Source organism: Pseudomonas sp. Pseusp49 (assembly GCF_059491875.1).
The window spans coordinates 3,494,082-3,515,520 of sequence record NZ_CP168514.1 but is presented as its reverse complement, the minus strand read 5'-3'; the positions used below and the strand labels follow the sequence as shown (position 1 = coordinate 3,515,520).

15 protein-coding genes and 1 pseudogene are annotated in these 21,439 nt (G+C 60.6%); 6 read left to right on the top strand and 10 right to left on the bottom strand.

Annotated features, from left to right (window positions below; genetic code table 11):
• Positions 1-323 precede the first annotated feature (323 nt).
• Complete coding sequence (locus ACEN83_RS15775) at positions 324-1,025, top strand: response regulator (protein WP_495577652.1); 702 nt, start codon at positions 324-326, stop codon at positions 1,023-1,025.
• On the opposite strand, the gene ACEN83_RS15770 is transcribed toward ACEN83_RS15775, so the two are convergent.
• The 4 genes from ACEN83_RS15770 to pdxR form a co-directional block, all read right to left on the bottom strand.
• Positions 1,022-2,509, bottom strand: a complete 1,488-nt coding sequence (locus ACEN83_RS15770) for a sensor histidine kinase (protein WP_495577651.1) — start codon at positions 2,507-2,509, stop codon at positions 1,022-1,024. The genes ACEN83_RS15775 and ACEN83_RS15770 overlap by 4 nt on opposite strands.
• 357 nt (positions 2,510-2,866) lie before the next feature.
• Positions 2,867-4,132 (bottom strand): MFS transporter, encoded by a 1,266-nt coding sequence (locus tag ACEN83_RS15765; RefSeq protein ID WP_495577650.1) that lies wholly within the window; start codon positions 4,130-4,132, stop codon positions 2,867-2,869.
• A 52-nt stretch (positions 4,133-4,184) separates the two neighbouring features.
• On the bottom strand, positions 4,185-5,255 hold the full coding sequence (locus tag ACEN83_RS15760) for a sugar phosphate isomerase/epimerase family protein (protein ID WP_495577649.1): 1,071 nt from the start codon (positions 5,253-5,255) through the stop codon (positions 4,185-4,187).
• Positions 5,256-5,367: 112 nt separating this feature from the next.
• Positions 5,368-6,873: a MocR-like pyridoxine biosynthesis transcription factor PdxR gene (pdxR, locus tag ACEN83_RS15755; RefSeq protein ID WP_495577648.1), complete on the bottom strand. Its 1,506-nt coding sequence runs from the start codon at positions 6,871-6,873 to the stop codon at positions 5,368-5,370.
• 329 nt (positions 6,874-7,202) lie between these two features.
• Here pdxR and ACEN83_RS15750 point away from each other — a divergent pair, with 329 nt between their 5' ends.
• The 3 genes from ACEN83_RS15750 (at position 7,203) to ACEN83_RS15740 (ending at position 10,754) form a co-directional block, all read left to right on the top strand.
• Entirely contained in the window at positions 7,203-8,075 is an 873-nt protein-coding gene (locus tag ACEN83_RS15750) for a DNA/RNA non-specific endonuclease (protein WP_116579431.1), read from the top strand.
• Between the two features lie 384 nt (positions 8,076-8,459).
• Entirely contained in the window at positions 8,460-9,806 is a 1,347-nt protein-coding gene (potE, locus tag ACEN83_RS15745; protein WP_495577647.1) for a putrescine-ornithine antiporter, read from the top strand.
• 42 nt (positions 9,807-9,848) lie between these two features.
• Complete coding sequence (locus tag ACEN83_RS15740; RefSeq protein WP_495577646.1) at positions 9,849-10,754, top strand: amino acid ABC transporter substrate-binding protein; 906 nt, start codon at positions 9,849-9,851, stop codon at positions 10,752-10,754.
• A gap of 195 nt (positions 10,755-10,949) precedes the next feature.
• Here ACEN83_RS15740 and ACEN83_RS15735 read toward each other — a convergent pair whose 3' ends face one another.
• The 4 genes and pseudogenes from ACEN83_RS15735 to ACEN83_RS15720 all read right to left on the bottom strand — a co-directional run bounded on the left by ACEN83_RS15735 (position 10,950) and on the right by ACEN83_RS15720 (position 15,369).
• Positions 10,950-11,981, bottom strand: a complete 1,032-nt coding sequence (locus ACEN83_RS15735; protein ID WP_495580880.1) for a methyl-accepting chemotaxis protein — start codon at positions 11,979-11,981, stop codon at positions 10,950-10,952.
• 255 nt (positions 11,982-12,236) lie between these two features.
• Positions 12,237-12,515 (bottom strand): annotated as a pseudogene (locus ACEN83_RS15730) (PAS domain-containing protein); the annotation flags it as partial.
• 259 nt (positions 12,516-12,774) lie between these two features.
• A complete protein-coding gene (locus ACEN83_RS15725; RefSeq protein ID WP_495577645.1) occupies positions 12,775-13,311 on the bottom strand; it encodes a P-loop NTPase family protein in 537 nt (178 codons plus the stop codon).
• A gap of 717 nt (positions 13,312-14,028) precedes the next feature.
• On the bottom strand, positions 14,029-15,369 hold the full coding sequence (locus tag ACEN83_RS15720) for an MFS transporter (protein ID WP_495577644.1): 1,341 nt from the start codon (positions 15,367-15,369) through the stop codon (positions 14,029-14,031).
• 203 nt (positions 15,370-15,572) lie between these two features.
• Here ACEN83_RS15720 and ACEN83_RS15715 point away from each other — a divergent pair, with 203 nt between their 5' ends.
• A complete protein-coding gene (locus ACEN83_RS15715) occupies positions 15,573-16,139 on the top strand; it encodes a nucleotidyltransferase family protein (RefSeq protein ID WP_495577643.1) in 567 nt (188 codons plus the stop codon).
• A gap of 73 nt (positions 16,140-16,212) precedes the next feature.
• Here the strand turns inward: ACEN83_RS15715 and ACEN83_RS15710 are convergent, their stop codons facing one another.
• On the bottom strand, positions 16,213-19,596 hold the full coding sequence (locus ACEN83_RS15710; protein ID WP_495577642.1) for an Ig-like domain-containing protein: 3,384 nt from the start codon (positions 19,594-19,596) through the stop codon (positions 16,213-16,215).
• Between the two features lie 290 nt (positions 19,597-19,886).
• Between ACEN83_RS15710 and ACEN83_RS15705 the strand changes: the two genes are divergently transcribed.
• Positions 19,887-20,048: a DUF2986 domain-containing protein gene (locus ACEN83_RS15705; RefSeq protein WP_007974875.1), complete on the top strand. Its 162-nt coding sequence runs from the start codon at positions 19,887-19,889 to the stop codon at positions 20,046-20,048.
• 53 nt (positions 20,049-20,101) lie between these two features.
• On the opposite strand, the gene ACEN83_RS15700 is transcribed toward ACEN83_RS15705, so the two are convergent.
• The gene (locus tag ACEN83_RS15700) at positions 20,102-21,424 is read right to left on the bottom strand and encodes a DUF1329 domain-containing protein (RefSeq protein ID WP_495577641.1); all 1,323 of its coding nucleotides are present in this window, start codon (positions 21,422-21,424) and stop codon (positions 20,102-20,104) included.
• Between the last annotated feature and the right edge of the window lie 15 nt (positions 21,425-21,439).

Sequence of the window (21,439 nt, the reverse complement as noted above, 5' to 3'; positions counted from 1 at the left end):
CGTCGGGCCTGGTTATGCCGGGTGCTCTGGTCGCCTGTACCAAAGTGTTGCAGGGCGACTGCTGGTCGGATTGAAGACGGATCCGGGTTTTATGAGGTTTTTTGTTTTTTTATCTTCAAAAACACATTTAAAACAATTAGTTAGAATAGAAATATAAAGTGTTTTGTAAGGGTTTCTGCTTGTTCAGGGACTGATTGCATCCGACCTAAGTCGGATATCCGGACGACTGGAGCCCGGTACATACGATTGATGACCGGCGGCTTCACGGGTTCCCTGCTATTAATCAATGTGTATCCGAATGCTTATTCTTGCGGGAGCGTCTCATGAGTCCATTCATTCGCATCGGCATTGCCGACGATCACCCGATGTTGCGTGAGGGCGTTGCCAATACGTTGAGAAAACGGGCGGATCTTCAGGTCGTGGAGCAAGGTTCCAATGCGCAGGAAGCCATGGATATTGCGCAGAAGGAGCGTCCGGACGTGATGTTGATGGACGTCAATATGCCGGGCGACGTGTTCGCCGCGGTGCGGTTCATTTCCACACAGTTGTCGGATGTGAGGGTGCTGATGCTGACGGTTTCGGAGTCCGAGGATGATGCCTTCCTGGCACTGGAGGCCGGCGCGCGCGGGTATGTGTTGAAAGGTGTCAGCGGGCCGGAACTGGTCCTGGCGATCAGGACGGTTGCCAAGGGTGAGTCGTATATCACCCCCGAGTTTGCCAACAAACTGCTGAGCAACATCAACAAGCACGAAGCGGAAACCCGCAAGTTCGATCTGACCCACCGCGAGGAGGAGGTCATTCGTGAAGTGTCCAAGGGGCTGACCAACAGGGAAGTGGCGCAAAAGCTGTTGATCAGCGAAAAAACCGTCAAGCACCACATGGGCTGCGTGATGCAGAAGCTGAACGCGCGAAATCGAGTCGAAGCGGTCACGGCTCTGCGCCACTACCGGGAGCGTGAAGCGATCGGGCACCTTCACATCGGCGCGGCGAAAACGCCAATGGATGCCGAAGCGGCGCCTGACTAGACTTTGAACTGCGCATTGACCGACGTACCCGCTTCGCAGGAGTCGATGCTGAACAACCCGCCCAACGATTCGACGCGATAACGCAAACCGGCGAGACCCAATCGGGTCCTGCCGGATTTCTCGAGCTGCATCGCGTCCGCCGCCATGCCTGGACCACTGTCCCTGACGCTGATGTTCAATACCCCATCGATGTACTTCGCCAGGATGACCTGACCCTCGCCGTTGGCGTGCCGATAAGCGTTGTTGAGAGCTTCTTGCACAAACCGGTACAAACAGAGTTTGAGCGGCAATGGCGCGGCCTTCGGTAGCTGCCCCAGGGTCAATGTGACCTTGGTGCCAGTGCGTTGCTCGTGCCGTTGCGCCACCAGTTGCAACTCTTCCACCAGGCTCACGTCGTTGATTTCCGGAAGTGCCAGGCCGCGTGATAAATCGCGGACCTCACGCAATGCGTCGGTGGCGGCGGCACGGATGGTTTCCAGCGATTCCTGATCGACCTCCGTGCAGTTTTCGGCCAGGTCGTCGAGCCGGATCAGAATCAAGGTCAATAGTTGCGCCGGCCCGTCGTGCAGGTCTGCGCCAATGCGCCTCAAGGTGAGTTCGTTGACTCGGGAAAACTCCTGGGTAGCCGTTGCCATCTTGTGCTGGAGTTCAGCATTGCTGATGTGCAAACGGGTTTGTTCGACCAGCCGCAAGTGCAGTGCCACCTGCTGTTGCTGGATAATCTTGTCGCCGCGTCGCACGATGAAGAAAAGCAGGGTCAGCATGGCCAGTGTCGCGGCGCCGACGACCCCCCATACCTCTTCCCGGACCCGATTGATCTCGCGCCTGAGGCTGTCGGCCTTTTCATAGAATTCGCCCACCGCGATGATTTTCCCGGAGCGCGAATCCCGCAGGGGCGCGTAGATTTCATAGAGCGGGACGTTGAGCTGGCGCTCGAACACGTTCTCATCCTGGGTCAGTTCCTGAAGATCGGTAACCACTTTGCCCTTGAGTGCCTCGGTGATCTCATCCAGCGGGAATTGAACGTTGGTGATGTCTTTGTTCGTGCTGTAGACCACCGTGCCATCCGCTCGCCAGATCTTGATCGAGACAATGTGCTGTTTCAGCGAACGACTTTCCGTGAGGCGGTCCAGGGCCTGGACACTTGCAGCCGATAGGGTGTTGTCCTGGCTCAACTCCTGCACAAAGGGCTCCAGGAACGTATCCATGTACTGAGCGCCTGCTTCTGCTGCGCTATGTACCGCGGCACTTTCAATGCGCACGCTCACCAGATTGCCGACGAAAAACATGGTCAGCCCCAGGATCACAGCAGCGGCAATGACAAACTGGGTCGAGTGACTCAGCTTGCGCGCCCGGCCCCTGATCCATGTACGCCAGAGGCCATTGCGATTCACATCGCCAACAGGCGCTGGTTCGTCCTGCGCCTCGGCTTGCTGCGCGGCGAACGTCTGGTTTTCGGATTCCGCTTTTGCATTTTTTGCCATAGGTCCGGTTCCCTGATCATCGAGACAGGTCGGTTGCAAACCCGGCAGTTCAACGCCCATCTGGAGATTGACGCCAAGCCCATGACTGACAGTAGATCACTGCATGACGATCCGACAGCTTCACGGGTGGATAACCCGGCATATCTGATGCTGGCGCCGGTGCGGCGGTTACCGCCGCACGGCGTTGCGTTGCTTGTGGGAGCTGGCAGGCTGCGATCTTTTGATCCTGCTTTTTAAAAGATCGCAGCCTCGTTGCACTCGACAGCTCCTACAGGGGGGGCGGTCTTCTCTGGAGCTGGCTTGCCAGCGATGGTCGTTAACGATAACGCGTATGAACTGGGTAAACCCGGCCTATGTTCAGGCTTGCGCGGCGCTGACCTCGCCAGTGACCGTGGCGTTCTTGCGCACCGCCTGATACAGCAGGCTCGATACCATGAACCCGACAATGGCCAGCAGGCTCATCAACGAGAAGACGTAGTTGTAGCCTTGTTGACCCGGGAAGTGGTCGAGTATCGCGCCATAGATGACGTAGGCGAACATGCCCGGCGCATAGCCGATCAGGCAACCAATGCCAAAGGCCGAGCCCGTGATGTGCTGGGGAATCCCGACTTCACCCATCGGTGCCCAGAACACACCGCGCATGGAAAACACGATCAGCGCGAAGGACAGGGTGGCCGCCATGCCTGCGTAGATGAAACCCGGGCTTTTCGGGATGAGCATGATGACGCCCATCAGCGGCAACAACGCCAGGAATGCCCACTTCAGATAACGGCTGGAACTCTTGAACTGCTTGTCGGCAATGAAGCCGCCAGCGGGGCCGCCGAGGATCTTGAGGAAGTACTGGTTGATGATCCCGTAAGCACCCACCAGGGCCACGGGCAGTTCGTACATGTCCTTGAGGTAGGGAATGAAATAGGTCAGGCCGCAGTACACGATGTAGACCATGAACACGTTGAGGCTGACCAGCCAGATGCCCGGCACCTTGATGGCCTCGAACAGGTTCGACAGTCCGTTCTTCGGCTTGACGGTCGACTGGGTCTTGCCGCTCTTGAGCAACAGCCAGGTCAGGGTGCCAGCAAGAATGTCGATGACCGAGTAGAACAGGATCGCCGACTTCAAACCGTTTTCACCGGAGCCCATGGCGACGAAGACGCCCAGCGCAGAAAACGCGACCAGGGTATCAATGACGCCACGCCCGCCTTCGAGCAGGCCGAACAGGCGTCCCTGTTCCTTATCGTCACCCAGGTTGCGGATCGCCTTGAGCAGCGATGGCCAGAAGAGGCAGTCGGCACACACGGCCAGCAGGCAGAACACAACCAGCAGGTTGCTGAAGGGCGGAAAGGTCGCCAGGTAAAGACCCAGGCTTCCGGTACCGATCAGGCCGAGGGGGATCAGCTTGCGTGTGTCGTACCGGTCGGCGAGCATGCCGCCGACCACGAACAGCGCGGTGGCGATGATGGCGTTGGCACTCAGCAGCACGCCGATTTCAGTGTGGGACAGCCCCATGAATTCTTGCATGGGGATGTAGAAGGCGTCCTTGAGGTTCGCCAGCTTGTAGACGGTGCCGCCACCGAGGATGAGAATCAGGAATCTGAGCCATTTGGCCTTGTCATGGGATGTCATTATTGTTCTCCAGGCGTATTGGGGGTAGGCAGTGCCGCTCGGCACCTCAGGTTCAGGCGTCAGCGCAATGGGCCAGGGTCAACTCGGCCAGGGTTCGGAACTCGGCCAGCAGACCGCGTACATAGGCGACCTGGTTGTTTGCCCAGCGGTGTTCATCGGCCAGCATTCGCTCCAGCGAGTAGCCTTGCGGCAGGGCTGTTTCACTCATTTCCCGGTACGCAATGAACGGGTCGGCGGCTTCGTCGAACTGGCGGAACGCCGGGGCCACGTAGTGGTTTTCCTGCTCGAGAATGAAGGCGATCACTTGCGGGGTCGATTCGCCGAGCATCAACAGTTCGAACAGCATGCGTGCGTTGGGCAGGTCGTCTTCGTCACTGCCTTGCAGCACACCGTAATGCCCGAAGCCGTTTTGCTCAGGCACGATGCGCACACCCTTGAGGTGGGTCTGGCGTATGTGCGGGGCCAGGGCGCGCAGGGCCGCAAGGGGCTGTTCGCAGGCATTGATCATGTTGCCGAAGTCGAACAGGGCGTGCAGGCGCGGGTGGTTCCGGCGGCTCAGCAGTTGCGCGATCTCGCCGCTCTTGAGTTCCTCGTGCTGCTCGAAGTCGAAGAACAGGTCGTGCTCGTCTGCCTGTTGCGCGAGGTAGTGCAGGTCCGACTCGATCACGTCCATGACCCGGGACAGCGCCCCTTCGTAGCGTGAGTAGACACGGATGTTGCGGGTGCCCAGCGCCTTGGCGATGGCGATCACTTGATCGACATCTTTTTTCAGGGTGCTGCTGATTTCCAGATGCACGTCCAGCCCGAGGGCATTGGCCTTGGTCGCGAACGCCTGGAGCTGCGCGGCCGTCATTTGACTCAGGCTGTTTTCCTCACCGTCGAGCAGGTGCAGGCTCAGGCCCTGGAGTTCGTGGCGATAGGCGAAGTCCAGCAGGTCGCCAGGGGTGACACGGCCGTGGGTCAGGTTGGTCAGCAAGGGGTAGGCATGGGCAAACAGGCGCAGTTGCCCAAGTCGGTCGAGCAACTGGCGGGCCAGTGCCTCGGTCAGTAGCGGGGGGGCCTCGGCCTCGACAGCCTTATGGCTGAGCAAGGCGTTGAATCGTTCCTGGATCTTATTGTTCATTCGAGTCGTTCCTGGTTCAGACACCGGGTCTACCGGCGCAGCCTTTATCGCGCCAGTCAGGAACTCTCGATAGATCCATTATCAGTTAAATCATAAGACCACTTGCCCGGCGTCAGGTGGCCGGCTGCAGGTAGCCCATTGTGTCCAGGGCCTGGGCCAGCGCTTCGACCCGCGCCTGGGCCTGGTCTTCGGGGGTGCTGGCAAAGCCGATCAGCAGCGCTGGCGGCAGGATATGTTGGACGCAGTAGTCGCTCAGGGGATAGGTGTGAATGCCATGCTGGTCGAGCGCCCTGGCCAGGGCATCGTCATCGAGATGCGCGGGTAACCAGGCGATCATGTGCATGCCGGCTTCCACCGGGGTGACCCTGAAGAAAGTCCCCAGTTGTTTCTGCAGCTGTTCGACCAGTGCCTGCTGGCGAGCCTGGTACAGGGCGCGCATGCGCCGGATATGGCCGAGGAAGTGGCCTTCGCGCATGAAGTCCGCCGTGACGGCCTGGAGCAGGGTGGGCGGGCTGCGGTCCATCACCGCACGCAGGGTGCAGAAGGGATCGACCAGGGCGTCGGGCAGTATCACGTACCCCAGTCGCAGCGAGGGGAAGAGCACCTTGCTGAAGGTCCCGGCGTAGATGACCCGGGCCCACTGGTCCATGGCATAGAGTGCCGGCAAGGGACGGCCGTTGTAGCGAAACTCACTGTCGCAATCGTCCTCGATGATCCAGCTTTGATTCTGCGCGGCCCAGTCGATGAGTTCCTGGCGTCGCCCATAACTCATGGTGACGCCCAGGGGATGCTGGCGAGAAGGCGTGGTAAACACCAGGCGGGCGTCAGGACACAACGCCAGGCCTTGGCGGACATCGATTCCCTGTTCGTCGATACGCAACGGCACGACCTGGCCACCCTGGGCCTGGAGCGCAATGCGCGCCGCGATATGCCCCGGATCTTCCATCCAGAAACTGTCCTGCGGATTGAGCAACAGCATGCCCAGCAGGTTGAAGGCTTGCTGGGCGCCAGACACGATGACCACCTGCTCGGCACTGCAATCAATGCCGCGGGCATCGAAGACGTACTCGGCAATCGCCTCGCGCAGGGCCAGCAACCCCTGCAGTTCGCCATAGCCGAGCATGGCCTTGGTCGGCTTGTGCAGGTGGCGGTTCAACAGGCGCTTCCAGACCGATTGCGGGAACGCATCGTAGGCACTGTGACTGGGCAGGAATGACGTCGGGCTGTCCGTAGCCCAGCCAGCATAGGACACGCCACGGAAATGATCGCTGCGCAACGACAGCATCGACTGGCTCAGGTCGGACAGGCGAGGCGGCTGGCGCGGCTGCTCGTCATCAATGCCGCGGCCTTCCCATTCATGGCCGACGTAAGTCCCGGCCCCGGTCCGCGACGTCAGGAAACCTTCGGCAATCAGCTGATCGAACGCATTGAGAATGCTGATTCGCGACAGCTCAAGCTCCTTGCTCAGGGTCCGCGTGGACGGCAGGCGCACGCCGCCCTGAAGCCTGCCACTGAGAATCTGTTTGCGAATCTGCAAGTAGAGTTGGCGGTACAAGGGGATGGAACTGGCACGGTCCAGCTCGATACCCGACAACAGCAAACCTGCGGAGGATTTCATTATTCGTTCGTCTGGATGGAAAGTGGTCTGGCCTGAATCGCGGTCAGGCACCCGGGTGCGAAAGGGTAGCGAGGGGGGCTGGATAAGTCATCCACCCCAGCGTCACAATAACAGGGCCGGCGAGTGCGGCATTGCACTAACCGGTCTGGTCATGGTCCATAACCCCCGCACGACCCTCAGCGGTCGAACCGACCGGCCCCGCATCGGTAATTGATCAAGGACAGTGAAAGCATGCTCGCCGCCACATAATCAGCAACCCCCTCTACCCGGTTCCGTGAATCGGGACTCGCCGTACGTTTACCCCTTAATTCCTTTCGAAGAATCAACCCATGTACCTACGCAAAATTGCAGTTGGGCTGTCGGCCCTTGTTTTGCTCTCGCCCGGGGCGCAAGCCCGCAGTCTGCTGGACCTCCTCAAGCCACCCGCCGCGCAACACGAACAAGCGTCCCGCTCAGGCTCGATCAGCCAGAGCGCGGCCCTGGACCTCTACTCAAGCAAACAGAAACAGGCCTCGTTCGATGGCTGTGCCGATCTGTTCCCGGCAGCGAAACCGATCAACACCGCCACTGTGCCTGCATCCATGAAACCCCTGGCCTTGTGTTCCGACAATTTCGCGGTGCTGTACTCGCAAACCAGCAAGACCCCGCTGGTGGTGGTCGAACGCCTGAATGCGGCCCAGTTGCGGGATGCCAAAGGGGAAGAGCGCACCAACCAGTTCTACCCGGACCCACGCATTCCCAAGGGTGGGCGTGCAGAGTTGAGCGACTACCGCAGCCAGCATCCGGCCGTGGACCGTGGTCATCAATCTCCGGCAGCCGATGCACCGAACCCCAAGGCAATGGCCCAATCCTTTGCGCTGTCGAACATGGTGCCGCAAGACCCGACCAACAACCGCAAGATCTGGAGCAAGGTCGAGTCGGATGTCAGGAAGTTTGCCACGCGAGCCGATGGCAACGTGTTCGTCTTTACCGGTCCGCTCTTCGATCCAGGCCACTCGACCGTCGGCGACAACCAGGTCTGGGTGCCGACGCGCCTGTTCAAGCTGGTGTACGACGCCTCGTCCCAACGGGCCTGGGCCTACGTACTGCCCAACGCTGAAACCCGTGTCCAGAAGCCGATGGACTACGACACTTTCGTGAAGAACACCGGGCTCAAATTGCTCGGGAACCTGCCCGTTACAGGTTCCGCCGGGCGCACCTGACGACTGGATGAGCAGCATCCCACTGGTTGGAGGCAACCTGTGGGGGGCTGCATTCCTGGAAAAGGAGGGCGCCTGATCGTCATGAGCATGCCCAGGCGGTCCAGGAATAAACTCGGCAAGAAGTAACAGATTGTAAAATTGAACTATACCCAATAAGGCAATCGCTCCTGGCCCAGGGACATGATGCCTCCACAGATATTCGTCCCAGTAACTTCAACGTCGGACAGACCGAGAAATTCTGGTGATGAACGCTTTGAAAATCCCTGCCAGCAATGCGGTGCGTTTACAGGCTCAAGGTCTGATTAAGCATTAGCCCCTGTCCGGCCGTGTGCTGCACGTCGCCAGGCCCAGGTTCAAGACTCTGAACAAGGCAAGGAGTTTGCGATGGCTGATTCAAGCAAGAAAATGAGCCTGATGGGGCTCACGACGCTGGTAACGGTCAACATGATGGGCTCGGGCATCATCATGTTGCCCACCAACATGGCTCAACTGGGTGCCGTCTCGCTGCTGTCATGGATCTTCACCGCGATAGGCTCGATGGCCATCGCTTACTGTTTTGCCCAGTGCGGGGTCTTCTGTTCGCGATCCGGCGGCTTGTCCGCCTACACAGAAGAGGCCCATGCGAAGTCGGGCTTTTTCCTCTGCTCGTACCTGTACTTTCTCTCCCTGGCCATCGCCAACGTGGCCGTGGCCATTTCGGCGGTGGGCTACATGACCGCCTTCGTGCCCTGGCTGGGCACGGGGGCCATTCCGCTGTGTGTCGGCACCATCGGGCTGATCTGGCTGACCACCTTCGCCAACTTCGGCGGCCCGGGCATCACCGGCAAGATCGGCGCGTTCACGGTGTGGGGCGTGATCATTCCAGTCGCTGGCCTGAGCATCATTGGCTGGTTCTGGTTCAAGCCCGATGTGCTGGCCGCCGCCTGGAACCCCAACAGCCTGCCAATTTCCGAGGCCATCAGCAAAGCCATCCCCCTGACCCTGTGGGCCTTCCTGGGCATGGAGTCGGCGGCCCAGGCCACCGATGCCGTGGAAAACCCCAAGCGCAATGTGCCGCTGGCCTGCCTGTTCGGTACCCTCGGTGCCGCCGTGGTCTATGTGCTGTCGACCACCGTCATCCAGGGCATCATTCCCAACGCCGAGCTGGCCAAGTCCTCGGCGCCCTTTGCGTTGGTCTACGCCACGATATTCAGCCCGATGGTGGGCAACATCGTCATGGCCCTGGCCGTCATGGCCTGCGTCGGCTCGCTGCTGGGCTGGCAATTCACCCTGGCGCAAACGGCCAAGATGACGGCTGACCAGGACTTGTTCCTCAAGCTGTTCAGCAAGGTCAACTCGATGAATGCGCCCGTCGTCGGCATGATCGTCTGCGGCGTGCTGCAAACCCTGATGGCCTTGTCGACCATCTCCCCCGACGCCGCCGCGCAGTTCAGCAAGCTGGTCAGCCTGGCGGCGGTCACCAACCTGATCCCCTATATCACTGCGCTGACCGGCCTGCTGGTGATCATGCACAAGGCCGGGGTCTCGTCAGCGATTCGCACGCGTAACGTGGTGGTCTTGCTGATTGCCGTCACGTACTCCCTGTACGCCCTGTATGCCTGCGGCAAGGACGCAGTGATGGGTGGCACCCTGGTGCTCGCTGTCGGCTACCTGCTCTACGGATTCCTCGCCAAGCGCTTCACCGAAGTGCCAGTGACCAATCAGGCCAGGGCCGCAAATCCTCAGGCGTAGCCATCAGGACTGCACAGACATCTGCATACGGGGAAACCGGACATGAACGTACCATTTGCCACAACCACCAGACTGCTGCTTGCCTTCGCACTCTTGACGCTGCCATTGGTAGCCGGTGCCAACACCCTTGAACGCGTGCGCAGCAGCCACACCTTTACCCTGGGCTACTTGCCAGACCTGGCGCCCTTCAGCAAACAGGAAGGCGACAAGGCCAGCGGTTATGCCATCGACCTGTGCCTGAAAGTCGCCGACAAGCTCAAGAGCGAGCTGGGCCTGTCCGACCTGCAAGTGCACTACCAGCCGATCACGGTTGCGGACCAGGTCAGTGCCGTCAGCCAGGGCAAGGTGGATATCCTCTGCACGCCGACAGCGCCTACCCTGGAACGGCGCAAGATGATCAGCTACTCCATCCCGATCTACACCGCCGGCCTCTCGGTCGTGGTACGCAAGGATGCGCCTGAACCCTTGCTCAATGTGCTCAATGGCAAGGTCGCCAATGCCGGCCCGACCTGGCGTGCCAGCATCAACAACGGCCTGGCCAACCAGACCTACGCGACCCTCGAGGGCGGGGTGACCGAAGACTGGATTCGCGAACGCATGCGCCTGCTCAACGTGATCGCCTCGCTGGTGACCGTGGCCAACAACGACGAGGGCGTCAAGCTGGTCGCCGAGGGCAAGGCCGATGCCTTCTTCTCCGAACGCATGCTGCTGCGAAATGAAGTCGCCAAGGGCGGTGCGGCGCAGAACCTGATGATCCTGGACCGCATCTTCGAGTACTCGCCGGTGGCGATGATGGTCGATCGCAACGACGAAGACTTCCGCCTGCTGGTCGATACGGCCCTGAGTGAAGCCTATTACTCGGGCTACATAGAAAAGGCCTACGACCAGTATCTGGGCGGGAGCAACCTTACCGTGAAAAGGCTGTTCAGGGTCTATGCATTGCCTTAGCGGCATCTTGCAAACCTGTGGCGAGGGAGCTTGCTCCCGCTGGACTGCGCAGCAGTCCCTCTTTTTGGGGGCGCTGCGCACCCCAGCGGGACGGTGCGGCGATCCGACAAGCTCCCTCGCCACAGGTGATGCCATTGGTTCGGATCAGCATCAATGGGCGAGGATCCTGGCGAAGCAGGAATCGCCCTGTCGCTACTATCGGTTAAAACGCTCGGCCAGGCTGTGCAGATAGTCGGCCATGACCTCAAGATCCTGGCTGATCGAGGCGCCTTGTTTGGCCTGCCCGGCGCTGTGATCACAGAGTTGGGCAATACGCGTGATCTGCTGATTGATGTCTTCAGCCACATGACTTTGCTCTTCAGACGCCGAGGCCATCTGCTGGCTCATCCCGGTAATCCGGGTGACGGCTTGACTGATGCCGACCAGCGCCGATTGCACCGCCTCGACACGCTGCATGCTTTCGCGGGAAATCTGCTCACCACGGCTGGCCGTGGACACTGCGCGATCGGCACCGTCGTACAGAGAGGCAATGATGCCGTGGATCTGTTCGGTGGAAGTGCGAGTGCGTTGTGCCAGGGAGCGCACTTCATCGGCAACCACGGCAAAACCGCGGCCTTGCTCGCCGGCCCGGGCCGCCTCGATCGCCGCATTGAGCGCCAGCAGGTTGGTCTGTTCGGCAATGGACGTAATGACATCCACGACACTGCCGATCGATTGCGTTTCACTGGCCAGTGCGTTGACTGCCTTGCCGATCTCGTTGACCGCCTCATGCATGGTTTCCATGGCGCTCAGGCTTTGCCGGGCCAGCTCACTGCCCTCACGCGTCAACTGGTCGGCCTGCGATGCGGCATGCGCGGTGCTGATGACGTTCTGGGTGACTTCCTGAATGGTGGCGGCCATCTGTGAGATGGCGGCGGCCGACTGATCGGTTTCACTGCGCTGACGATCAAGTGACTGCGCCTGCGAACCGGAAAGTTCGGATGACTGCGCGGCCTTGGCCTTGACATTGACCCCGGCATCGACGAGTCGGCTCAGGGCGGTCTGCAAACGCGCTTCCTCACTGACCATGGCCATGTCCAGGCGACCCTGGGGACCATGGTTGTCGCTGTAGGTGAGCGCGACCAATGGATCGGAAAAGGCTTTCGGATGCTCGGCCAGGGTGCGTTCGATGGCCCTGCGATGCCGGGACTCGATCAGGTACCAGGCCATACACAGGCTCGCCACCATCAGCCCCTGTGCCGCCGAATTGGGCAGCCACTGCTCGGCGAGCAATGAAACTGCGCCAGCGATCAGCAACGGCCAGCCGTGTTGCAGCGGCCGGGAAATCCGCGTTTTCAGGGAAACGATGGGCTTGCCGGCCCGCATCCGTGCATAGAGTGCTGCAGCCCGACGAACCTGGTCGCGGCTGGGCAGCGAACGAACCGACTCGTAGCCACTCAGGCGTCCGTTTTCATGGATGGGCGTGACGTAGGCACTGACCCAATAGAAATCACCATTTTTCGCGCGGTTTTTCACAATGCCCATCCAGGGTTTGCCTTGCTTGATGGTGTGCCACATGTGAATGAATACCCCGGGAGGCATGTCGGGGTGTCGAACCAGGTTATGGGGCTGGCCCACCAATTCGTCGTAGGTGAAACCGCTGATGGCAACAAAGGCCTCGTTGCAGTAGGTGATCCGGCTATCGAGATCGGTCGTGGAGATCAATCGTTGTTCGGCGGGAAATACTCTTTCATGCTCGGTTACGGGCAAATTCACGCGCATACGATGCGACCCCTCGGATTATTATTATGATGTTGAGCCAGTGAACCAGGCGGGGCCCGCCGTCAGATCACGGGATTCAACGCGTGCGGGCCAGAAGAGGAATTTATGGAGGGGGGAGGTCGACGGAGATTCATTCGACGACAATTTCTTTTCATTTCATGACAAGTCCACGATGTCGCTGTGGAATCATGCGTGACGTCCAATCGAGTCGGTTTCGGGGCGCGAGGCATCACCTCGGGTGACGGATATCGCCGCCCCTCTATTCGAGGCAGGTTTGAGGCGTGGCGGGCAAGCCATGGAGAAAGGCGGCAATCTGCCGGCTATTGCGCAAATGCACCACGGGAATACGCGGGCCCATGGCCAGGCGCACCGCTTCGATACCCGGGCGGTAGCCTCGATCGAAATTCCACACGAACCCAAGGAACGTCAGGAACGCCCGGTCGAGCTTCTCTGCGCAGCCGGCTGCAAGGTCAGGGCGAGGACGGTTCATGAGGCTGCGCAGGATCACCCGGGCGAAGCAGGTGAGTCGCGGCGTATCGAGCCAGATGATCAGGTCGGCCCGGGGCAGACGCAGGTCGAAGGTGCGCCGGGCATAGTTGCCTTCACAGATCCAGGTATCCGCTGCGATCGCTGCGCTGACCCGCGCGCGGAACTGCTCAGCGTCGGGTTCGATCCAGCCGGGCTCCCAGAACAAGGTATCGAGGTGCACCACGGGCAGCCCCAGATGCTTGCCGAGGGTGCGGGCGAGGGTGGATTTGCCGCTGCCGGCATTGCCCAGAATAACAATCCGTTGCATGAGTGACGTCCTGTCAAAAAAAGATTCTTTACACATTCCCGGGAAACTGTAGGAGCCAGCCTGCTGGCGATGCACTCAAGCGCGCCGCGTTCATCCAGATCACCCGCGTTATCGTTGACGACCATCGCTGGCAAGCCAGCTCCCACAGGGGACTATGCCCACGCTGAAACCACTGTAGGAGCCAGCTTGCTGGCGATGAACTCCAATGCGCCGCGTTCATCCAGATCACCCGCGTTATCGTTGACGACCATCGCTGGCAAGCCAGCTCCCACAGGGGACTATGCCCACGCTGAAACCACTGTAGGAGCCAGCTTGCTGGCGATGAACTCCAGTGCGCCGCGTTCATCCAGATCACCCGCGTTATCGTTAACGACCATCGCAGGCAAGCCAGCTCCAAGGTATCGGGTGTGTCTGTAGGAGCTGCCGCAGGCTGCGATCTTTTGATCTCAAGCCATTCCGAAACCGCCAAAAGATCGCAGCCTTCGGCAGCTCCTACAGGGGATCGCATTTCAATGTAGGAGCTGGCGATGGACTCCAGCGCGCCGCGTTTATCCAGATCACATGCGTTATCGTTGACGACCATCGCTGGCAAGCCAGAGGCCTCCAAACCAGTGAAAGCCCCAAAAACAGCCGGCGATTGTGCAGGGTTTTGCTGACCAGTCAAAGGCCGCAGTGGGAAACCTCGCTGACATGACGCCTGCCGGCTCGTTTCGTGTGTCAGGCGGCGGAGGCACCCACGCCTTCGGCTTTCTCCTGCGCCGCCACGTCATGCAGGGAAATCCTCGAGGTCTCCGGCAATGCCAGTCCCCCGACCAGCGCGAGCAATGCGATCGCGATCAGGTAGAACGCCGGCGACAGGTTGCTGCCGGTGGTGCTGATCAGCCACGTCGCCACCAGCGGCGCGGTGCCGCCGAACAGGGTGTACGCCATGTTGTAGGTGATGGCCGAGGCGGTGTATCGAGTGCGGGTCGGGAAGGTTTCCGAGAGCAGTGCCGCCGTCACCACGCCACACAACACCGCGCCAATCGCCAGGAGCATGACGCCGACGACGGACGCTGCGAACGAGCCGGAGCTGGCCATCAGGAACGATGGATACACGACAACGATCAACAGCGCGCAGGCCGTCATCACCGTCATGCGACGCCCGACCCGGTCCGAATACAGCCCGGCCAGCGGGCAGATCGCCGCGGCGAACAGCAATGCAATCAGTGACACCAGCAACGCGGTGGCGCGACTCAGGCCGCCGGCGACTTGCAGGTAAGTCGCGAAATAGGTGGTGAACATATAAAACGACAGTGCGGTCAGTGACACGAAGGCACCCAGGCAACAGATCGCCGCCCCATGGTTGCGCAAGGTGTCCTTGAGCGGCGAGTGGGCGACCGCATGTTCCTGGGTCACTGCCCGGAATGCGGGCGTCTCGTCGAGCTTCCAGCGCAAATAAAGCCCCACCAGGCCCAGCGGCGCAGCAATCAGGAACGGCAGGCGCCAACCCCAGCTGCCCATGGCTTCGGCCGACAAAGACGCCTCGAGCGCGTAAGCCACCACGGCTGCCGCGGCGAAGGCGGAAAATGTCGACACCGGGATGAAGCTGCCGTACCAGGCTCGTTTGTCGCGCGGTGCATGCTCCATCAGGTAGGCACAGGCACCTGCGTATTCGCCCCCGGCGGAAAAGCCCTGGGCGCAACGGATCAGCGACAGCAGAATCGGCGCCGTGACCCCGATCGCCGCATAAGTGGGCAGCAGACCGATCAGGGTCGTCGCGCCCGCCATCAGCAGAATGGTCATCGCCAGGGTTCGCTTGCGGCCGATCCGGTCGCCCAGCATGCCGAAGAAAATCCCGCCAAGGGGCCGAAACGCGAAGGCCACGGCGAACACCGCAAAGGTCTTGAGCAGCGCGGCGCTGGCGTCGCCGCTGGGGAAAAATTGCTGGGCGATGGTCGTGGCCAGAAAGCCATAGACGGCGAAGTCGAACCACTCGACGAAATTGCCGATGCCGGCGGCGACAATCACTCTTCTCAGTGTTCCCGGGCTGACTTGTTCCGTATTTGTGCTCGTCATGCTTGACCTCGACAGTTCGTCAGTAAGCTATCGATTATCGGGGCAGGCACGGCGGCGGCTCACTTCAAAAGTGTCATCCACGTAGTCAGTACCGACGAGATAACGCTGAATGACATGGGTAACGGGCCGTGTTTTTCGTGAACTTGTAAAGCGCCGGGGGTATTGTCGGTCGCCAGGATCAGATCGATAGGGAAGGGATGAAGATGACATTGACTGCCGAAAGCCTGGTCAGGATCGCAATGACCAATCCGGTCAACGCACAAATTTACACACGCTTGCCCGAGCTCGGTCTGAACCAATGCATGCTCACGGCCGGTTGCCTGTTCCAAGCCGTCTGGAATCATCAGTCGCAGCGACCGCCAGAATGGGGCGTGAAGGACTACGACGTCTTCTACTTCGATGATGATCTGTCCTGGGAGGCAGAGAATGAGGTCATCCAGTCAGCCCGGCAGCTGTTCAACGACCTCGACGTGAACATTGAGGTCAAGAATCAGGCCCGCGTTCACCTGTGGTACAGCCAGCGGTTCGGCGGGGATTATCCCAGGCTTCAGTCTGCCCGAGACGGGATCGATCGCTACCTGGTGGCCGGTACCTGCATAGGTTGGGATGTCGCCACCGGCGAGGTCTATGCCCCCAACGGCCTGGCCGACACAGAGCAAGGGTTGCTTCGAATCAATCCAGGCAATCCCAGGCCGGACTTGTTCGATCAGAAGGCCAGGAGTTATCAGGCTCGATGGCCGTGGCTCAGGATCATCGCGCCGCACAGTTGAAGGCAAGCAGCTGAACTGACCGATTCGGGCCTCAGATCCTTTGAGGCCCTCGTCGCTAAAGCCAGGTTGAAACTCAGTTCTTCACTATCGGCACCGTCACGGTCTTGCCGAAGGCCGACTTGATGGTCGCTGTCGGGGCCGCCGCCGGACCGCTGCCGACGGTCGTCACCGCTATATTCCAGCGTGCGCCTGTAGGCGTAGTGGTCAGGGTGGCGGTGCCAAGGTTCACCGTGCCGGTCGTGGTCGTGGCCGTCGCGGTGATGGTATTGCCCGTGCCACGCGAGGTGGTGCCGGACAGCACCCAATACCAGCGGCTGTTACTGCGGGCGGTGACGGTAGCGCCGGTGACGATCAGGTTCTCGACAACCCCTGCCGTGACCGCCACGGACACCGTCGCCAATGCCGATTCGGCACCCTTGGTATCGGCGGCCTGATAGGTAAAGGTCGCGGTGAATGGCGCGGCGACCGTGGCCGGTGGCGTGTAGATCACACGCAGGCCATCGGTGCTGACCGAGCCCATGCCGGAGTCCGGTTGTGCCAGACCCACCACTTTAAGTGGCACGTTACCGTCAGGGTCGCTGTCGTTGGCCAGCACGTTGATGGTCACCGGTTGGCCGGTGTTGCTGATGGCGCTGTCGGGGTTGGCGATTGGTTTTTTGTTATCGTCGTTGGTACGGGTGTCGCCAGTGCGGAAGGTTGGCAGCGCGGCAGAGTTGACGTAAGTCACGCCGTCCCAGCCAGGCAGGGGCGTTGGCATCAATTGGAACTGGCCCGGATTCTCGCTATCCCAGCGCATCAGCATTGAGGTGTCCTCGTGCTGGGTATTGTGGCAGTGCTCCATGTAGGTCCCGGCGAATTCACGGAAGCGGATGGCGATGTCCACGTCCACGGTACTGTCGATGCCCTGGCCGATCAGATAGACATCCTTGCGCGCCCATTTTTCCCATTCCGGCGGTGCCTTGCCGTCGCGGCTGAGGACGACGCCTTCTTCGAAATGCACATGCACCGGGTGGCTCCAGCCGTTGCCGCCGTTCTTGATTTTCCACACTTCCAGGGTGCCGTCGCCGGAGAACCCGGCCGGGGTCGGGCCGGTGGCCAATTGCGGCGCGGCGCTGATCCGGCGCAGGTCCGCGCGGTTGCCGAAACCACCGTCGGTCTTGATGGTCCAGGGTTCTCCATCGGTGCCATCGGAGCGGCCGAAGATGAACTCGCGATGCCGCACTGTCTTGAGCTTGGCCTGCATCGTTGGATCGTCACGGTTGACCGTCAGCGGGATCATGACCTTGCCGACCGGTTTACCCGGCTTGGCGGGTTCGTAGTCGGCGGGGTTCATGCTCACGTCCTGGCCGGCATAAGGCTGCACCACCATCTGCATGAACTTGCCCACCGCCGGGTCACCCAAGTCCCACTCCAGCCCCTTGCTGCCCAGTTTGAGCACCGCTTTGTACTTGCCGGACAGGACATCGGCCAGGCTCAGCGGAGTACTCTCCGGACCCTTGCCGTTCTGGTGCTCCATCAGGTTGACGAAGTACAGCTTGTCACCGGTCTTGATCCCGTATTTCGAGAAGTTGACGATGATGTCGAAGCGCTCGGCAATGCCCTGGGTGGGCAGTATCGCGTTGTGGTCCTGCACATCACCGTCACCGTCCAGGTCCATGCTGCCGTCGAACGGCACGGCGTGTTCCATGAGGTTGCCGTCGTTGGCGATCATGTGGAACGGCACACGGGTATAGGACAAGCCGGAACCTGCCGGGCCGGGGAATTCGCCGCCGGTGCCGACGACTTCACGCACCAGCGCGATCCTGAAGAAACGCGACACCGAGCCGTTGAGAATGCGGAAGCGATAACTGCGCGCACGCACGTTCAGGCGTGGCTGGTACTGCCAGTTGACCAGGATCTGATCGCCGAGGAAGCCATCGGTGTTGAACGGGTTGAACCACAGTTGACCGTTGGCATCCCAGGCCTTGTCGGCCACCATCAGGTTGACGTCGTAGTCACGGTTGCCCCAAGGCAACGCCGAGCCGCTGGGCAGACGCAGGTTGACGCCGTCCTCCATGGCTTCGTTACCGCGGTCCATGGCACTGTAATAGTTCATCATCACCGCGTTGCCCTTGTAGACGTTCTGCGCGGTGAAATCGAGCATGTGGTCGTGGAACCAATGGGTGCTCATGGTCTCGCGCCAGTCGCCACGAATCTTGATGCTGCCGTTGTTGCAGGTCTTGAGGCCTGGTGAGGCATCGTTGACGAACAGGGTTTCACCCGGAGCGCAAGGGAAGGCCGCGCGCGGATCCTGCGCAGTGGTGTTGATGCTGTCATAGCCGGCCAGCTGGATCGGCCAACGATAGTCGTAGTACTGGCCAGGAAAGAAAAACGCATTGGCATAGCCGTCGCTTTCGGCCGGGGAGTGGCCGTTGTGTTCGTGGGTGCTGAGGGTGTGCAAGCCAAACCCCATGTTCGCCGCCGGATCGATCGGCAGGGCGTTGTAGTGCCGCATCAGCACCGGTTGGCCGTAGCGCACCATCAACAGTTTTGGCGGAAAGGTGCCGTCGAAGGTCCAGAGTGCCTTGTGGTTCTGAATCGGCATGTTGGGGTGAAAACGCGTGTCGATGCCTTTGGTGGTGCCTGCGATGACCGGGGCGTCCGAAGTCTGGTTGTAGAGCCCGCCCGGCCCGAACTCACCGACGGCGTAGTTGTGCAACTGGCGGCGGTCGCGCATGCCGCCGTTGAGCTTGGCGCCCGCTTGGGCGGTCTTGAAGGCGACCTGTGGGTAGAACTCGTTCCAGCGCTGGTGCGACCAGCCTTTTCCTGGCGGACGACCTTCGGCCGGCGAGCCGACCGGATGGCGGTTGAGGAAGGCTTCTACCTGCGCTTTCCACGGGTTACGGTCCAGCACGTTGGAATACTGTGACGGAAACGGGTACAGCCCGGGCTGGCGCATGAAGGCTTCGAGCGCCGCGGCCGAAGGGCCGCTGCGGGCGATGCTGTTCGGGTCTTGCACGGGCGCCGGGCCGACGGTCGGAGGGGGGAACGTCAGGGGCGGTGCTGGCAGTGTCGGGTCGAGTTTTTCCGTGCCGAATTCTTCGAACAACAGCAGTTGCTGAGTGTACGGCTGCGCCCCGAACAGCGGACTGGGCTTGCCGTTGGTGGGGATCTTGAACGAGGTCTGCAGTGCTGGCGGCAGCACGTTCTCGGCCCGTGGCGTGTACCGGTCGCCATACACACCGTTGGGCAGGGCGATGGCGCCCTCGTTGGTAGGGGGCATGGTCAGAATGGCATCCAGCGCGGCCTGGGGGTCAGCCGGCGGGTTGGTATAGGCTGAGGGGTCGGTCGGCGGTGGCGGGCTGACATCGTCCAGCGGCGCAGCGTCTGCCGTGGCCAGGGAAAGAAGCATCGCGCAAGGCAGGCTTGATCTGCGCAGCCGGTCGAAGGAATTGCATTGTGGTGTCGTGCTTTTCATTTTATGACCCCTCGCCTGATGTCCCGTCGTCTCCATGTCCGGGACGACCGCTGTTGTGGGCACAAGTGGGGGAGTGCAACTACTGAGCCATCATCCTGGCAAAGAAAAAACTCAGATAATTGAACAAGTTGTTGACTGGGTAGCCGGCAGCAGAACCGGGGGATATTCCTCCCATTTGGTGGTAATTACCCGGAAGGGTGGGTGAAGGACCCCAGTTATGGGGGATATGGCAGCCCGGCCTGAATGTTTAAGCTGATATCATTCAAGAACTACCCGTTGAGCAGAACAGCATGAATCGTCGCAAGAAAATAAATCAGTTGTTAAAGGCTAACGCCAAAAAGGCGAGTGCCAAACTGGCACCGAAAAGCAAGGATAAGTACATCAGCAAGGCTGACCGATTGAAGCTGGCTGCCGAGGCGGCTCAAGACCCGGTTGTTGCCAGCGAGAGCTGATCCGCGCAGCTCGCGCCCCCTTTTTCCAATCAGGGGGCTCTGCCACCACGAACTCAGCGAATACCGGCGCCCGCCATGGACTCCGGCACCCACTGCGCCGTCGATAGCGGCTCGATGTAGCGGATACCGCCATGTGGGCCCACCACGCCATTGATGTTGTAGGTGCCTTTGGACAGGTCGTATGTCATGAAGGGCGTGGCATCCGGGACTTGCTGGTCATAGCTCTGGCTGAAGAACGCGAAGGAGCCACGATACAGCTGGCCACCGGTGTCGTACTGATCGGAGGCCACCGCGGCCCAGGTATCTTCATCCAGGTAAAAGCGGCGCTTCTGGTAGATGTGCTTTGCGCCGGGCTTGAGGTTGCCCTCCACGACGTAGACCCGGTGCTTTTCCCAGCGAACGAAATCCGGGGCAATGAAATTCGGCGTGGTCAGGGATTTGGCGTCGCGAGCGTAGGTGAGTTTGTAGGTGTTGTAGGGCACGATCATTTCCTGCTTGCCGACCAGCGTCCAGTCATACAGCTCGAGCGCACGGGCAGTACCGGGGTTGGGGGTGTCGTAGGCCAGGATCGAAATCTGCTTGACCCGGCGCTGGGCCGGCATGTACTGCCAGGCCCGGCCGGGAAACTCCGATGGGTTGGTGGCGTTCTTGAGCATGATCGACTCGCCGGCTCGGCGCGCAGGCCCGGTATAGGACAGTTTCAACTGATAATAAATGTCCGAGCTGTTGAACGGCTTGGACATGTTCTCGTAGATCGGGAAGGACACGAATGCCTCGCCGGTGACCGCCAGGCTCGGTACGCCAGCCGTGTCGACCGTCCAGGAGTCGTACTTGGAATGGATGTTGACGCCCTGGTAGCGCAGCAGGAAGTTCCACATCGCCTCGGCGCCCGATTGCGGGATCGGGAACGGCACGCCGGGCATCACATTGTCGATGGCGATCCCGCCGTTGAGGGACTTGGCATGGGTGGCATTACGGCGGCTGTTGTCCAGTACCGCCTGGGGCAGCGATGCCGTGCGGTGGGTCGGATACACGTCGATGCGAAAGCCGGGGTAGCGCCTGGCCAATGCCACGGTGGTGGCGGTGAGCATGCCTTTGTACGAATCGACGTTCTTGCCGTTGATCACCAGCAGCGGTTTTTCGCCGGCAAAAGGGTCCGGGCGCATGCTGTCGCCGGACTTGAAGCCGGGCGGGGCAGTGGTCAGGCCACCGTTGTAGGGCGGAATGGAGCCGTCGGCATTACCGGCCTTTTCCGCTCCCACCCACGTCAGGCTGCTGCCCAGTCGGGCGGCTTCCTGGCTCGATACATAGGCTTGGGCATCGATGGCCAGCGCCATGAGAGGTACGGCAGCCAGAAGAGTTTTCACGAATTTCATATTGTTGTTCTCCTG

Bases quoted from the DNA above. Each gene is read 5' to 3' on its own strand.
- ACEN83_RS15775 (WP_495577652.1), top strand. From the start codon at position 324: ATGAGTCCATTCATTCGCATCGGCATTGCCGACGATCACCCGATGTTG.
- ACEN83_RS15770 (WP_495577651.1), bottom strand. From the start codon at position 2,509: ATGGCAAAAAATGCAAAAGCGGAATCCGAAAACCAGACGTTCGCCGCG.
- ACEN83_RS15765 (WP_495577650.1), bottom strand. From the start codon at position 4,132: ATGACATCCCATGACAAGGCCAAATGGCTCAGATTCCTGATTCTCATC.
- ACEN83_RS15760 (WP_495577649.1), bottom strand. From the start codon at position 5,255: ATGAACAATAAGATCCAGGAACGATTCAACGCCTTGCTCAGCCATAAG.
- pdxR (WP_495577648.1), bottom strand. From the start codon at position 6,873: ATGAAATCCTCCGCAGGTTTGCTGTTGTCGGGTATCGAGCTGGACCGT.
- ACEN83_RS15750 (WP_116579431.1), top strand. From the start codon at position 7,203: ATGTACCTACGCAAAATTGCAGTTGGGCTGTCGGCCCTTGTTTTGCTC.
- potE (WP_495577647.1), top strand. From the start codon at position 8,460: ATGGCTGATTCAAGCAAGAAAATGAGCCTGATGGGGCTCACGACGCTG.
- ACEN83_RS15740 (WP_495577646.1), top strand. From the start codon at position 9,849: ATGAACGTACCATTTGCCACAACCACCAGACTGCTGCTTGCCTTCGCA.
- ACEN83_RS15735 (WP_495580880.1), bottom strand. From the start codon at position 11,981: ATGGTGGCGAGCCTGTGTATGGCCTGGTACCTGATCGAGTCCCGGCAT.
- ACEN83_RS15725 (WP_495577645.1), bottom strand. From the start codon at position 13,311: ATGCAACGGATTGTTATTCTGGGCAATGCCGGCAGCGGCAAATCCACC.
- ACEN83_RS15720 (WP_495577644.1), bottom strand. From the start codon at position 15,369: ATGACGAGCACAAATACGGAACAAGTCAGCCCGGGAACACTGAGAAGA.
- ACEN83_RS15715 (WP_495577643.1), top strand. From the start codon at position 15,573: ATGACATTGACTGCCGAAAGCCTGGTCAGGATCGCAATGACCAATCCG.
- ACEN83_RS15710 (WP_495577642.1), bottom strand. From the start codon at position 19,596: ATGAAAAGCACGACACCACAATGCAATTCCTTCGACCGGCTGCGCAGA.
- ACEN83_RS15705 (WP_007974875.1), top strand. From the start codon at position 19,887: ATGAATCGTCGCAAGAAAATAAATCAGTTGTTAAAGGCTAACGCCAAA.
- ACEN83_RS15700 (WP_495577641.1), bottom strand. From the start codon at position 21,424: ATGAAATTCGTGAAAACTCTTCTGGCTGCCGTACCTCTCATGGCGCTG.